The organism is Actinomadura meridiana, assembly GCF_039537545.1.
GTDB lineage: Bacteria > Actinomycetota > Actinomycetes > Streptosporangiales > Streptosporangiaceae > Spirillospora > Spirillospora meridiana.
In genome coordinates this window covers 265,924-278,619 of record NZ_BAABAS010000006.1, presented here as the reverse complement: position 1 = coordinate 278,619, position 12,696 = coordinate 265,924, and the positions used below count along the sequence as shown (strand labels likewise).

Here is a 12,696-nt window from a genome sequence, read left to right as displayed (position 1 = left end):
TGCCCCGGAACAGCAGGAGATCACAGTACTTCGACGGCCGCGTCCACGGCGGCCCGCACGTCACCGTCCGGCGGGTACAGAAACGTCCGCCCGGCGACGATCCCCTTCACCCCCGGCATCCGAATGGCGCGCCGCCACCCGTCCAGGGCCTCGCGCGGGTCGTCGCCCGAGTCGCCGCCGAAAAGCAGAAGGGGCAGCGTCGTGGCCGTCACCACCCGTTCCATCCCCGGCACGACCGGCACCACCAGCCATGTGTACGCCGACGTGACGCCCAGCCCGCTCGCGATCGACACCGCCCGGATCATCGCCTCCACTGTCAGCATGTTCCGGAGACGTCCGTCCACACGCTGCGCCACGAACGGCTCCACCACCGCCATCAGCCGGTGCCGCGCCAGCGCCGAAACAGCACCCGCGCACGCCTCCAGGGCCCGTGCAGACGCCGGATCAGCATCATCGACCCGCAGCAGCACCTTCCCGCCGTCCAACCGGGACGCGGCGATCGCATCCGCGTCATAGGCGGTGAACCGGTCGTCGGTCTCGAACGCCGTCCCGGCGAGCCCGCCCCGGTTCATCGACCCGATCGCGAGCCGCCCGTCCAGGACGCCGAGCAACGTCAGATCCTCGATGACATCGGGCGCACCGATCACACCGCTCACGCCAGGTCGGTCAAGCGCGACGCACAGCCGCTCAAGGAACTCGCGCCGATCGGCCATCGCGGTCAGGTCGTCGCCGACCCCGACCGCGCCCCGCGCGGGCTGGTCCGCCACGATGATCACCAGGGGCCCGGACGCCCCGGGCGCACCGTCCCGGCGCCTCCTGGCGGCCGCCACCCCGGCGACCAGCTCCGGCCGCGCGGCCCGCACATCAGTCAGGTCGCCGATGCGGACGCCACCGTTCCCGCTGACGTCCGCCATGCACTAGGCGGCGTCGGCGTGGTCCCGGTCGGAGAGCGTCTCCACGACCTGGCGCACCGTCTCGCTGGGCAACGGGCTCGGCAGGCCCTTCCACTTGTGGGACGCGGCGATCGCCGCCGCACCCGCGCCGCTCCCGTACACGGCCGCCACGACCAGCGACGCCAACTCGGGCGGCAGCTTCCGTTCCAGCAGGAGTACGTTCATCCGATACGTGGCGGCCGCCGCCATCACGCCGAACGTCCCGGCCAGTGCTCCGAGGCGCAGCGCCGGTATACGACGCCTCGCCTTGTCCGCCATCTCCTCTTGAGCGGCGTCGACCACCCGCCGGGCGAGCAGGAGATTCTGCTCCAGCGAGTCGTCGTCCTCCGCGGGCTCAATCGACTCCGTCATGACCATGCATTACCCGTAAGACTACGAAGAAATCAGGCGACCAATATGTCACCATCTGTTACAAGACAAATGCTGTAGGTTCCCGACCGGACTCCCCAGCGACAGAGAGGCCGGTCAATGCAACCGTTCGAGCTGCCCGACTTCTACGTCCCGTACCCGGCACGGCTGAACCCCCGCCTGGAGCGGGCACGGGCGCACACGATGGCGTGGGCCCGCGAGATGCGGATGCTGGACGACCACCGCGACCCGGGCACTCCCGACATCTGGGACGAAGCCGCCCTCGCGGCCATGGACTACGCACTTCTGTGCGCCTACACCCATCCCGACTGCGACGGCCAGGAACTCGACCTCATCACCGACTGGTACGTCTGGGTCTTCTACTTCGACGACCACTTTCTGGAGGTCTTCAAGAAGCCTCAGGATCAGCCAGGCGCGCAAACCTACCTGGACCGGCTCCCCCAGTTCATGACGCTCGACCCACCAGAACCAACCAACGCCGTCGAACGCGGCCTAGCCGACCTGTGGGCGCGGACCATCCCCGCGCGCTCCCACGCCTGGCGGCGCCGTTTCTCCGAGAGCACGCTGAACCTGCTCCGCGAATCGTTGTGGGAACTGGCCAACATCAGCACGGGCCGCGTCCCGAACCCGGTCGAGTACATCGAGATGCGCCGCAAGGTCGGCGGCGCCCCATGGTCGGCCGACCTCGCCGAACACGCGGCGGGCGCCGAACTCCCCAGCCGCGTCGTGGGAACCCGTCCGCTGCGCGTCCTCAAGGACACCTTCTCGGACGCCGTCCACCTGCGAAACGACATCTTCTCCTACCAGCGCGAGACCGAGTCCGAAGGAGAGATCAACAACTCCGTCCTGGTGATGGAGCGTTTCCTCAACGTCGCCCCCCAAGCGGCCGCCGACATCGTCAACGACCTCCTCACCTCCCGGCTCCGCCAGTTCGAGAACACCGCCCTCACCGAACTCCCGCAACTCTTCGAGGACCACGCCCTCGATCCGGTCGAACGAGCGAACGTGTCTCTCTACGTAAAAGCCCTCCAGGACTGGCAGTCCGGCGGCCACGAATGGCACACGCAATCCAGCCGCTACATGAACAAGAAGTCGCTGGGAATGTCGGCCGCCCGCATCCCCGCCCTACTCCGCTCGGCCCGGCTCAGCGTCCCGCACTTCCCGTTCCAGAGAGTCGGCCCGACCCCGCTCCCGGACTTCGACATCCCGTACCCGCCCCGCGTCAACCCGCACCGCGCCCAGTCAGGACGCGCCACCCTCGAATGGTGCCGCGACATGGGCATGTTCGACCCGCAACCGCGTCTCCCCGTCCCGGTCTGGACGCCGGAGAGGGTCACCGGCATGGCACTGGAGATCTGCGCCGCGTCCTTAGCTCCGGACGCCACCCCGGAGGCGCTCGACCTCGCCACCCAATGGCTGGCCTGCGGAACCTACGGCGACGACTACTTCCCCGCCATCTTCAACCGCGACCGCGACCTGGCCGGAGCGAAACGCTTCAACACCCGCGCCCCCGCGTTCATGCCACTCGACTGCGGCGCCCCACCCGTCCCGCCGGAGAACCCCTTCGAAACCGCCCTGGCCGACCTGTGGCCGCGCACCGCCGCCCCCATGGACGACCGGGGCCGCCGCGAATTCCGCGCCACCGTCGAGCACATGGTCGCAAGCTGGGTCTGGGAATTGCAGAACCACCTCCAGTCGCGCGTCCCCGACCCCGTCGACTACATCGAGATGCGCCGCCACACCTTCGGCTCCGAGATGACGATGAGCCTCGCCCGCATCCGGCACGCACACGAGATCCCCGCCCACGTCTTCGAGACCCGCACCCTCCGCGAGATCGACGCCTCCGTGATGGACGTCGGCTGCCTCATCAACGACTGCTTCTCCTACCAGAAAGAAATCGAGTACGAGGGCGAACTCAACAACGGCGTCCTCGCTGTCCAGCACTTCTTCAACTGCGACCGCGACGAGGCACTGCCCATCGTCAACGACCTCATCACGTCCCGCCGCCACCAGTTCGAGCACCTCGCCGCCCACGAACTCCCCACCCTCGCCGACCAACTCTCCTTGGACGCCGCCGCCCGCACCGCCCTGTCCGCCTACATCGCCGAACTCCGCGACTGGATGTCCGGAATCCTCAAGTGGCACCGCGAAACCGACCGCTACAACGAACGCCCACCCCGAATCCCCACCCCCACCGGCCCAGGCACCTCCGCCTTCCGCCTCACCCACCGCTGAACACACCTCGTCCACTCCTCGTCGAAATGCTGGCCGGTGTGCGGACATGTGTCGTGCGTCCGGTCCACGCGATGTGAGGAGTGAGGTTGCCATCACCTTCAGAGGACCCCCTCGATGACAGGCGGCGCCGCTTCGAGGAGATGTACGCGGCCAACCGTGCCCGCATTCTCGGGTACGCGCTGCGCCGCACGACCGACACGCACGATGCCGCCGACGTTCTGGCGGAGACGTTCCTGACGGCCTGGCGGCGGCTGGACGACGTCCCGCCCGGCGAGCAGGCCCGGCTGTGGTTGTACGGGGTGGCCCGGCGCGTCCTGGCGAACCACCATCGCGGCGAACGCCGCCGGTCCGCGCTGGCCGCCGACCTCGGCTCCAAGCTGCACACCGACTTCGTCGACGTGTCCTCTCCCGAGAGGGAGTTCTCCCACGTCGCGGCCGCGTTCCGGAGCCTGCCGGAAACCGACCGGGAGCTGCTTTCCCTGGTCGGCTGGGAGGGGCTGGACCACGGCGAGATCGCCACCGTCCTCGGCTGCTCCCGCAACGCGGTGCGCATCCGCCTGCACCGCGCCCGCCGCCGCTTCGCCCGTGCCCTGGAACGCACGGACGCCGCTCCCCTGCCCGCCACCGTCCCGAACGGAGAACGCGCGTGAACCACGACATCGACACCCTGGTGAACAGGCTCGCTCCCGTCACCGACGAACGGGCCGCCCTCCTGCTGCCGGACGAAACGGCCAGGGAACTGGCCGACCGCATCACCGCCGTCGAGCCCACCGCGCCGCGCAGGCGGCGCCGGGCCCTCATCACCATCGGCCTTCCGCTGGCGACCGCCGCCACGGCGACCACGGCCGTCGCGGTCATGGTCGCGCGGGACGAACCGGCGAAACCCCACGTCGCGCTGGCGGCGGCGCTGACGTTCACGTCCAAGGGCGACCACATCGACGTCCGCGTCCGCGACCCCCTGGCCGACCCGAAGCGATACCGCGCCGAGTTCGCCGCCCACGGCCTGAAGGTCAACCTGTCGCTGGTGCCGGTCTCCCCGTCCATCGTCGGCACCGTGGTGATGGAGAGCACCAGCGAGAACACCGGCGACCACGACATCACCACCATCACCGCCAAGGGCGAATGCGAGACCGGCGGCGGGGGCGACGTGTGCCCCGTCGGCGTGCGCATCCGCATCGGCTACAAGGGCACCGCCGACATCGTCTTCGGACGCGCGGCGCGTCCGAACGAGCTGTACATCAGCACCGCGCCGGTCACCGCGCGGGGCGAGGCCATGCACGGCATGACCTTTCTGAACCACCGCGTGGGTGAAGTGCTGGCAGGCTTGAGGAAGCGGAACGTCACCGTCCCCGAGTACCGCTACGAGGCGGGCGACGAGTCCAAGGCCCTGCGCCCCGACCAGGTCCCGTCCGCCTGGTACGTCCACGACGCCGTCCCCTGGGCCAAGAACCAGGTCCTCCTGTTCGTCGGCCCCAACCCGTCCCGCTAACACAACAACACACGCCGCACCTCAACCCGAGGTGCGGCGTGTGCGCTGAACCCGTGGACGCGAGTCTGGATCAGAGGTCGTACGCGCCTTGCTTGATCTGCGACACCACAGCGGCCCACACGTCCCGCTCTAGGGTCAGGGAACCCCTTCCGGGGTTCTTGGAGTCCCGGATCAGGTGATGCGAGTCTCGGACGCAGGTCTCAACGCAACCATTGGCCCCCTCGCTGTAGCTGCTCTTGCGGAAGACGGCCCGATCGACTGGGTGGCTGGACAATTTGTCCCTCCATGTGCTCATTGTCGTACCAGCCGTTCGAGCATAGCCACTGATTCCTCGGGGCTCAGTGCCATGGCCGCCATCTGTTCGAAGGCCAGCGAGTACGTGTGCACCTCCTTCTCATCCTCGATGTAGAGGGCGCTCGTCATGTTCTCCACGTACACGACGTTCGGCGTGAAGCGCTCACGAAAGCCCAAGACGGCGAAGCTGCCCACGACACCGGGATGGCCCCCGGCCGCGACGGGCATGATCTGGAACATCACGTTCGGCTGCTCGGTCAACTCGATGATGCGTCGGTACTGGTCACGCATCACCCCCGGACCGCCGATGACGCGATGGAGCGCCGTCTCGTCCAGAATGGTCCAGAGTCGGGTTGGGTCTTCGCGCTCTGCCCAGGCCTTCTGTCGCGCCATGCGAGCCGTGACGCGGCGTTCCACCTCCGATGTCGGCGAGAACCGCATCAAGATCGACTTAGCCACGTGATGTGTGTAGTCATCGGTCTGCATCAGACCGTGCACGAGGCCCATCGTGTAGGAGTTCAGCCACTCGGCTTCAGCTTCCAGGCCCATGTAGGTGGCGTAGTCCGTCGGCAGACTGTTCTCGTAGATGTCCCACCAACCGCGCTGCCTCGTCGTCCGGGAGAAGTCAACGAGGGCATCGAAACGCGGTCCGGACACCCCATAGAGGGTGAGAATCTGCTGAACCTCAGCAGCGGTGACCCTTCGAAGCGCATTTTCGATCCTGGACAGCTTGGTCTTGCTCCAACCAAGCCGCTCAGCGGCCTCCTCCAGGTTTAACGGTGTCGTGCTCTCTCGAAGTCTCCGCAACTCGCCAGCGAGACGGCGTTCACGGATCGTAGGCGGCCTTGCTGTCATGTGATCGAGCATGCCCGCTCCGTAGTCATCTCTCAAGCCGTTTGAAGGATCTCCCAATGATGATCTTTAATATTTTCTTTGAAACGGTTGCGGGTCACATCTCAAGGAAGCACCATATGATCCCGGCCACGTACGGAGAGTGACTGAAATGTCGCTTTCGGTGTGGCCCTGGCGATGGAGGTGGTTTCGTTGGGGGGTCCCTGCCCGCAGAGGCTGACGCCCGGTGGGGCGTGTGCGTGGCGGTTGCCGGAGGACGAGCGTGGACCGGCGTTGGCGCGGCGGCTTCTGCACCAGACGATGGACGGGCTCGGGCTGGGCCGGGACGTGATCGAGGACGGGAAACTGGCCGTGTCCGAGATCGCGACGAACGCGCTCCAGCACGGCGGGCCGCCGCCGGAACTGTGGGTCTGGGCGCGGACCGTCCCGGCGCCGCAACTCGTCGTCTCCGTCTTCGACGGCGCGCGGAAGGCGCTGCCGCAGCCGTCCAACGGCGATCTGCTCGACGATCACGGCAAGGGTCTCGGGCTTGTCGGCGAGTTCACCGCCGGATGGGGCTGTGACCTGACCCGCTCACGGGTCGCCGAACCCGCCGTCTCGGGCAAGGCGGTCTGGTTCGCGCTCCCGATCCCCCGCGTTCGGCCGGGCCGTGAACTCAGAGTGCACCCCGCCACGGCCGCGCAATGCCTTCTGCTCTGCATCACGCGGCGTGGCTTCCCCGGTATGCGGACCAGCGACGTGCACGGAGTGTCCGTGCTGGTGTTGCCGGGCCTCAACGTGTGGGTCCATCCGCAACACTTCTGCTGGCAGGACGGCCCCGACCGCTACCTGCGCCGTCCCCTCATCGACCTCCAGGAGACCGCCGAACACATCGTCCGCCAACTGGATGCCATCCCCGTCAGGAAGTGAGATTGGTGCGGGCTGCCATCAGGGCGAAGCCGAGGAGGTTCTCGCCCTTCCAGGACGCCACCTGTTCGGCGCTCGGGTCGTCGGCGGTCAGGCCGATGCCCCAGATGCGGTCCAAGGGCTCGTCTCGACAAGGATTCGGTCGCCGGTGTTGAGGAGGTAGTCGAGGTGCTCGGTCCACGGTCAACGCTGATGGTCTGTTGGGCGGCGCCGGGCCGCGCGGCATCGCACCAGGCGAGCCTGGATGTCGTCTGGCTCTGGCCCAGGCGGGACCGACGCCTCGGGCGTTCGCCGGGGGTGTCGTGATCGCCTTTTCCGCTCACGTCGAGGCCGATACTTGATAAGTTCAATTAGCTTCGCGGATGGGTTATCAACTTGTTGGGACCGCCCTGTCGCATGGTCGGCCCTGGAGGTGCGGGGGTTCGACATGGGCAGGGGAAGGCCGAGCAGGGCGGTCGTGTACCAGCGGCTTGACAAGGCTTTGGCGGAGTTGCGCCAACGGTTCGGCGGTTTGCCGGATCCACGCGAGGCCATGGCGATCTGGGATGACATCTGGCATCTGGAGGCTCACAACTCGACCGCGCTGGAAGGGAACACGCTGGTGTTGCGGGAGGTGGAGCTACTCCTGGATCAAGGTCGAGCAGTTGGCGCGAAGTCGCTGAAAGAGTACAACGAGGTCCGTGGATATGCCGATGCCGCACGGTGGGTGTACCAGCAGGCGCTCGAACCCGGAGACTGGCACGACGGACGGCTCCTGACGGTCGGAGAAGTGCGCCAGATCCATCACATGGCCATGACGCCCGTCTGGGACGTTGCGCCGCATCCAGATGCCAACGAGCGTGAGTCACCGGGAAACTTCCGCGAGCACGACATACAACCGTTCTCCGCCGGGATGGCGCCGCCGGTCTGGACGCTTGTCCCGGCTCGCCTGGATGACTGGATCGGGCAAGTCTGCCTGCTCGGCGAAGGTGCCGGGACGAGTGAAGACAGCCCGCCTCTTCCGGAGCGCCTGGCACGGTTGCACAACTCCTTCGAGCAAGTGCATCCGTTCATTGACGGGAACGGCCGAGTCGGCCGACTGGTCCTGAACCTGATCTTGGTGCGGCTGGGGTACCCGCCCGTGATCATCCTCAAGAGGCAGCGGGACGCTTACCTGACAGCGATGCAGCGAGCCGACGCCGGTGACCCTGGGGCGTTGGGTGAGCTGATCGCCCGAGCGATGTACGACAATCTGAACCGGTTCATCGTGCCCAACGTGGCAGGGCTGGCCCGCATGGTTCCCCTTGCGGCGCTCGTCGGTGAGGAGTTCTCGCTTCCCGCTCTCCGGCAGGCGGCACAACGCGGACGACTGGAGGCGTTCCAGGGCCCCGATGGGACATGGCGCAGTTCCCGCAAAGCCGTGGACGCCTACCGCGAATCAAGGCACCGGCGAAAGCCCAGGCAGGGGTGAGATAGGTCCAGGCAAGGGCGGGACAACCCTGCCTTCGGTGTCGGGCTCGGTGGGGTCCTGCCGTTGAGCCGGAGGGCGGGATACACCCGCCATCACCGTCCACGCTGCCACTCGGACAGTTTCGCGCCGAGCAGAGTCAGGGGGTGAGGGTGGTGCGGGCTGCCATCAGGGCGAAGCCGAGGAGGTTCTCACCCTTCCAGGACGCCACCTGTTCGGCGCTCGGGTCGTCGGCGGTCAGGCCGATGCCCCAGATGCGGTCCAGGGGGCTCGCCTCGACGAGGATTCGGTCGCGGGTGCCCAGGAGGTAGTCGAGGAGTTCCTTGTTCTGACCGAATTTGTTCTCGTTGCCTTTGGTGACAATGGCCACGCGGTTGTCCCGCCAGGTCTGCTCGTCGAAGTCTCGGACGCGGCGTCCGAGGTCTTTCGCGCGGCGGGGATGTGTGGCCTCGATCACGGCGGCGGCCGTTTTCTCGTCGGCGAAGAGACGGGCTTTCTCGGCCATCATGTAGTGCTCGGCGGTGGCGTAGACGGTGCCGTCCACGGTGAAGGGGGACGGCCACCACTGGCTCAGGTAGCCGAGGCCCGGGTTCTGGTGGCCCCAGAAGAACAGGAACTTCAGGCGGGTGCCCGAGTTCTGGAGGCTGAGCAGTTCGGCGACGTCCATGAGGACGACTGTGCCAGGAAGGGGGACGGACGGCGAGCGGTTTGATCGGGAATGGGGGCGTCGGTCATGATGTTGGGAGTTGTGTCGCGGGCCGGGGAGGGCACGCGGTCTAGACCATTTTGCGGAACCGGGCGGGCATCGAGAACATTTCCCTTTCCGGTCCGAACAGGAGGACATCGGTAACAATGAGCAACCCCTTGGCGAACCCTCGTCGCACCAAGATCGTCGTGTGGCCCGAGCGGCGACCGGCGGACACGGACTCGGAGCGGTCCGCGGACGCTGAGGCGCGTGAGGGTGCCGCGCGTTGACGGCCTCGGCCGATAGATCGGGACCCGTCCGGAACTCCGGGCGGGTTTTCTATGCCGAGGGCGGGGCGGTGCTGGCCCGCATGACGACCTCGCCGGAGATCCGTTCGACGCGGCTGCGGCGGGTGGACGGTTCACGGAGGGCCAGGCCCATCAGGCGTTCGCCCATCGCGTCCAGCGGGAGCGCGACGGTGGTGAGGGACGGGGTCAGGTCGCGCACGACCGGAACGTCGTCGAAACCGGCGATGGAGATGTCGCCCGGCACCGATACCGCGTGGTCGCGGAACGCGGCCAGCGCGCCGATCGCCATCATGTCGGTGACCGCGAACACGCAGGTCGGGCGGCGGTCGCGGCGGAGTAGTTCGGTCGCGGCCGCGTAGCCGCCGTCGCGGGTGAAGGGCGCCTCGACGATGTGGCGCGGCGGGATCCGGACGCCCGTTTCGGCGAGCGCCTCCGTGAAGCCGCCGAGCCGGTCGGAGACGGTGGTGAGGGCGCGCGGGCCGACCAGTACCCCGAAATCGCGGTGTCCGAGGTCGACCAGGGCGCGGGCGAGGGCGGCGGCGCCCTCCCGGTTGCGCGGCAGGACGGCGTCGACCCGCAGACCGCGATGCCTGCTGAGGACGGCGACGCGCCCGCCGGTGCGCTGGTAGGGGTCCAACTCGGCGGACATCGACCGCTCCCAGCCACGGTCCTCGAAGCCGGAGCCGATGAGCAGGATGGCGCGGGCCCGCTGGGCGCGCAGCATCGCGACGTACTCGACCTCGCGGGACGGGTCGTGAAACGTGCTGGCCAGCATCACGAGCACGCCGTGTTCGGCGGCGGTGCGCATCACGCCGCGGGCGATGGCGGCGAAGTACGGGTCGCTGACGTCGTGGCAGACCACCCCGACGGAGGTGCTGGACGAGCTGGCGAGCGCCTGCGCGTGCGCGTTCGGCGTGTAGCTGAGGTGGGCGGCGGCGGCGTGCACCCGTTCGCGGAGATCGGCTCTGACCTGCGACGTCCCGTTGAGGACGCGGGACGCGGTGGCGAGCGAGACGCCTGCCTCCCGCGCCACGTCCTGCAAGGTGACGTACGCCCGGCCGCCGGACCGGTTCCTTGTGGGGGGACGACCCCCCACACCCCCCGGAACAGCCGGGTGCGCCGGTTCAGCCATGCGCCCTCCGTCACCGGCACGGCGGCTCCCCCCGCGGAACCGATGACCGCACCGCGCTACCACACTACTACGGAAAGCGCTTTCCAGCTGTTTCGTCAAGGCAGCCGAGACGTGAACAGCCCCTCGTCGGTGGCGGTCAGGAGCGTCCCGTCCGGGGCGAGGGCGAGGTCGTTGACCGGCGCGGTGACCTTGAGGAGGTGGGACGGGGCCCGCGCCGTGGACGCCCAGGCCAGCACGGTGGACGGGTCGTCGCGGAGCACGGCGGCGACCAGGAGGCGGCCGGTGCGCGCGGCCGTCGCCGGTCCGCAGGGGCCGGGGGCGGTGAGGACGGCATCCGTGCCGAGGACGTGCAGGTCATTCCCGTCCGGTTGGAGGATGATGAGGCCGTCCGGCGTCGTGATGGGGATGTCTCCGCCGCGCTCCACGTCCAGGACGACGGCGTCCGCGCCGCCGGTCAGAGCGACGAAGGGGCCGCTAGCCGGGACGGCATGCAACAGCGACCGGTCGATGGCCGTGCGGTGTCCGAGCCAGAGGACGAACTCGGCCAGCCGGTCACCGGTCGCGGCGTCCCACACGACGAACTCGGCATCGCGCGCCGGGCCGAAAACAGCGACGACGGCGGCGCGGCCGGAGTGGACGGCGAGGCCGAGCAGATCGGGCTGACCGTCCAAGACCAGCTCATGACCGGTGCCGAGGTCGTGCACATGGACGCGGTCGCGGTGCGTCCACGCCACGATCGGCGAACCGGCGGGGACGCCGAACGTCCACTCGGCGCGTTCGGCGGGAAAGTCGGGGATCGGCGGGCCGAGGACGGTACGGGTCGTCAGGTCCCACGCCTGACCTGTGTTCACGCCATGGGACGTCCGGGACGCGAAGGCCAGCGGCGGGCCCTCGGCGGTGGCGGCGACGCCGTCGAACGACCCGTCCGCCAGCGGGGACGCCTGCACGCTTTCCGGCATGGCTCGGAGGCTAGGGCACCGGACTGAGATCGTTCCCACGGAGTGGCGAAACCGCTACCCAGCGGTAATCAGATCAAGGCGTCACGGAGACGCGCGGCCGTCTCCTCCGGCGGGACGTCGTTGAGCCACGCGGCCATCCCCGACTCCGACCCGGCCAGATACTTGATCTTGCCGGGGGCGCGCCGGACGGAGAACAGCTCCAGATGGAGGCGCAGCAGATCGCGTCCCGCACCGGCGGGCGCCTGATGCCATCCGGCCACGTAAGGGAGCGGCGTGTCGTAGAGCGCGTCGCAGCGGCGCAGCAGGTCGCCGTAGAAGACGGCCAGCTCATCGCGTTCATCAGGATCGAGCGCGGCAAGGTCGGGGACATGCCGGTGCGGCATCAGATGCACCTCAACAGGCCAGCGCGCGGCGGCGGGCACATACGCCGTCCAATGCGCACCGGACAGGACGACGCGGCTTCCGGCACGTTCGGCCGCCAACACCTCCCCGAACAACCCAGGATGGGCCCCGGCCCGCGCAAGCATCCGTTCCGTGCGGGGCGTGACGAACGGATACCCATAAATCTGCCCATGCGGATGATGCAGGGTCACACCGATCTCAACGCCCCGATTCTCGAACACGAAGACCTGCTCGACACCCGGAATCGCGGTCAGCTCCGCGGTCCGGTCGGCCCAGGCGTCGATGACCGTCCGGACGCGGGAAACGGAAAGCACCGCCATGGACGCGGAATGGTCGTCGGTGAAACACACGACCTCGCAGCGCCCCACCCCATGAAACGACGGAAACCGGTTCTCGAACACCGCGACGTCATACGACGCGTCAGGAATCTCCGAATCAGGCCCGCCAGGACACAACGGACACCGGTCGGCGGGCGGCAGGAACGTCCGGGCGTTGCGGTGCGCGGTGATCGTGACAGGGTCGCCGGTCAGCGGGTCGCGGCGGATCTCGCAGCGCGGCTCGACCGGCGGGAGCCCACGCGGATCGGCGACGGGAGCCCGGCCCGGCGTCTCGTCGTAGTAGACGATCTCACGGCCGTCCGACAGTCGCGCACGTGTCCGGTGCAT

At 68.4% G+C, this 12,696-nt stretch carries 14 protein-coding genes; 5 read left to right on the top strand and 9 right to left on the bottom strand.

The annotated features are described in order from the left end of the window. Positions 1-20: 20 nt before the first annotated feature. On the bottom strand, positions 21-914 hold the full coding sequence (locus ABD808_RS14575) for a Cgl0159 family (beta/alpha)8-fold protein (protein ID WP_344896053.1): 894 nt from the start codon (positions 912-914) through the stop codon (positions 21-23). 3 nt (positions 915-917) lie between these two features. Next, on the bottom strand, positions 918-1,304 hold the full coding sequence (locus ABD808_RS14570; RefSeq protein WP_344896050.1) for a phage holin family protein: 387 nt from the start codon (positions 1,302-1,304) through the stop codon (positions 918-920). A 117-nt stretch (positions 1,305-1,421) separates the two neighbouring features. On the opposite strand from ABD808_RS14570, the gene ABD808_RS14565 reads away from it, so the two are divergent. The 3 genes from ABD808_RS14565 (at position 1,422) to ABD808_RS14555 (ending at position 5,046) form a co-directional block, all read left to right on the top strand. Further along, positions 1,422-3,557, top strand: coding sequence for a terpene synthase family protein (locus tag ABD808_RS14565; RefSeq protein ID WP_344896047.1), 2,136 nt, complete (start codon positions 1,422-1,424; stop codon positions 3,555-3,557). A gap of 140 nt (positions 3,558-3,697) precedes the next feature. Then, positions 3,698-4,207 carry an RNA polymerase sigma factor gene (locus ABD808_RS14560; protein ID WP_425548937.1) on the top strand — a complete coding sequence of 170 codons (510 nt, stop codon included), beginning with the start codon at positions 3,698-3,700 and terminating at the stop codon, positions 4,205-4,207. Beyond that, complete coding sequence (locus ABD808_RS14555) at positions 4,204-5,046, top strand: hypothetical protein (protein WP_344896041.1); 843 nt, start codon at positions 4,204-4,206, stop codon at positions 5,044-5,046. The genes ABD808_RS14560 and ABD808_RS14555 overlap by 4 nt, the downstream gene beginning before the upstream one ends. A 70-nt stretch (positions 5,047-5,116) precedes the next feature. Here the strand turns inward: ABD808_RS14555 and ABD808_RS14550 are convergent, their stop codons facing one another. Together ABD808_RS14550 and ABD808_RS14545 are read right to left on the bottom strand one after the other, a co-directional pair. Then, positions 5,117-5,341 carry a DUF397 domain-containing protein gene (locus ABD808_RS14550; protein WP_344896038.1) on the bottom strand — a complete coding sequence of 75 codons (225 nt, stop codon included), beginning with the start codon at positions 5,339-5,341 and terminating at the stop codon, positions 5,117-5,119. After that, positions 5,338-6,207 (bottom strand): helix-turn-helix domain-containing protein, encoded by an 870-nt coding sequence (locus ABD808_RS14545; protein ID WP_344896036.1) that lies wholly within the window; start codon positions 6,205-6,207, stop codon positions 5,338-5,340. The genes ABD808_RS14550 and ABD808_RS14545 overlap by 4 nt, the downstream gene beginning before the upstream one ends. A 231-nt stretch (positions 6,208-6,438) precedes the next feature. On the opposite strand from ABD808_RS14545, the gene ABD808_RS14540 reads away from it, so the two are divergent. Next, entirely contained in the window at positions 6,439-7,101 is a 663-nt protein-coding gene (locus tag ABD808_RS14540) for an ATP-binding protein (protein WP_344896033.1), read from the top strand. Here ABD808_RS14540 and ABD808_RS14535 read toward each other — a convergent pair. Next, complete coding sequence (locus tag ABD808_RS14535) at positions 7,091-7,216, bottom strand: NADAR domain-containing protein (RefSeq protein ID WP_344896029.1); 126 nt, start codon at positions 7,214-7,216, stop codon at positions 7,091-7,093. The two genes, ABD808_RS14540 and ABD808_RS14535, sit on opposite strands and share 11 nt — an antisense overlap. 339 nt (positions 7,217-7,555) lie before the next feature. On the opposite strand from ABD808_RS14535, the gene ABD808_RS14530 reads away from it, so the two are divergent. Beyond that, a complete protein-coding gene (locus tag ABD808_RS14530) occupies positions 7,556-8,548 on the top strand; it encodes a Fic family protein (protein WP_344896027.1) in 993 nt (330 codons plus the stop codon). A 136-nt stretch (positions 8,549-8,684) separates the two neighbouring features. Here the strand turns inward: ABD808_RS14530 and ybiA are convergent, their stop codons facing one another. The 4 genes from ybiA to galT all read right to left on the bottom strand — a co-directional run bounded on the left by ybiA (position 8,685) and on the right by galT (position 12,696). Continuing rightward, the gene (gene ybiA, locus ABD808_RS14525) at positions 8,685-9,212 is read right to left on the bottom strand and encodes a riboflavin biosynthesis intermediates N-glycosidase (RefSeq protein WP_344896025.1); all 528 of its coding nucleotides are present in this window, start codon (positions 9,210-9,212) and stop codon (positions 8,685-8,687) included. Positions 9,213-9,569: 357 nt separating this feature from the next. After that, positions 9,570-10,670 carry a LacI family DNA-binding transcriptional regulator gene (locus tag ABD808_RS14520; RefSeq protein ID WP_344896023.1) on the bottom strand — a complete coding sequence of 367 codons (1,101 nt, stop codon included), beginning with the start codon at positions 10,668-10,670 and terminating at the stop codon, positions 9,570-9,572. Between the two features lie 95 nt (positions 10,671-10,765). Next, positions 10,766-11,629, bottom strand: a complete 864-nt coding sequence (locus tag ABD808_RS14515; protein WP_344896021.1) for a hypothetical protein — start codon at positions 11,627-11,629, stop codon at positions 10,766-10,768. Positions 11,630-11,697: 68 nt separating this feature from the next. Next, on the bottom strand, positions 11,698-12,696 hold the full coding sequence (galT, locus tag ABD808_RS14510) for a galactose-1-phosphate uridylyltransferase (protein ID WP_344896019.1): 999 nt from the start codon (positions 12,694-12,696) through the stop codon (positions 11,698-11,700).

Excerpts from the sequence above, each read along its gene's own strand:
- ybiA (WP_344896025.1), bottom strand. The coding sequence starts at position 9,212 with ATGGACGTCGCCGAACTGCTCAGCCTCCAGAACTCGGGCACCCGCCTG.
- ABD808_RS14545 (WP_344896036.1), bottom strand. The coding sequence starts at position 6,207 with ATGCTCGATCACATGACAGCAAGGCCGCCTACGATCCGTGAACGCCGT.
- ABD808_RS14515 (WP_344896021.1), bottom strand. The coding sequence starts at position 11,629 with ATGCCGGAAAGCGTGCAGGCGTCCCCGCTGGCGGACGGGTCGTTCGAC.
- ABD808_RS14565 (WP_344896047.1), top strand. The coding sequence starts at position 1,422 with ATGCAACCGTTCGAGCTGCCCGACTTCTACGTCCCGTACCCGGCACGG.
- ABD808_RS14575 (WP_344896053.1), bottom strand. The coding sequence starts at position 914 with ATGGCGGACGTCAGCGGGAACGGTGGCGTCCGCATCGGCGACCTGACT.
- ABD808_RS14570 (WP_344896050.1), bottom strand. The coding sequence starts at position 1,304 with ATGACGGAGTCGATTGAGCCCGCGGAGGACGACGACTCGCTGGAGCAG.
- ABD808_RS14520 (WP_344896023.1), bottom strand. The coding sequence starts at position 10,670 with ATGGCTGAACCGGCGCACCCGGCTGTTCCGGGGGGTGTGGGGGGTCGT.
- ABD808_RS14560 (WP_425548937.1), top strand. The coding sequence starts at position 3,698 with ATGTACGCGGCCAACCGTGCCCGCATTCTCGGGTACGCGCTGCGCCGC.
- galT (WP_344896019.1), bottom strand. The coding sequence starts at position 12,696 with ATGCACCGGACACGTGCGCGACTGTCGGACGGCCGTGAGATCGTCTAC.
- ABD808_RS14550 (WP_344896038.1), bottom strand. The coding sequence starts at position 5,341 with ATGAGCACATGGAGGGACAAATTGTCCAGCCACCCAGTCGATCGGGCC.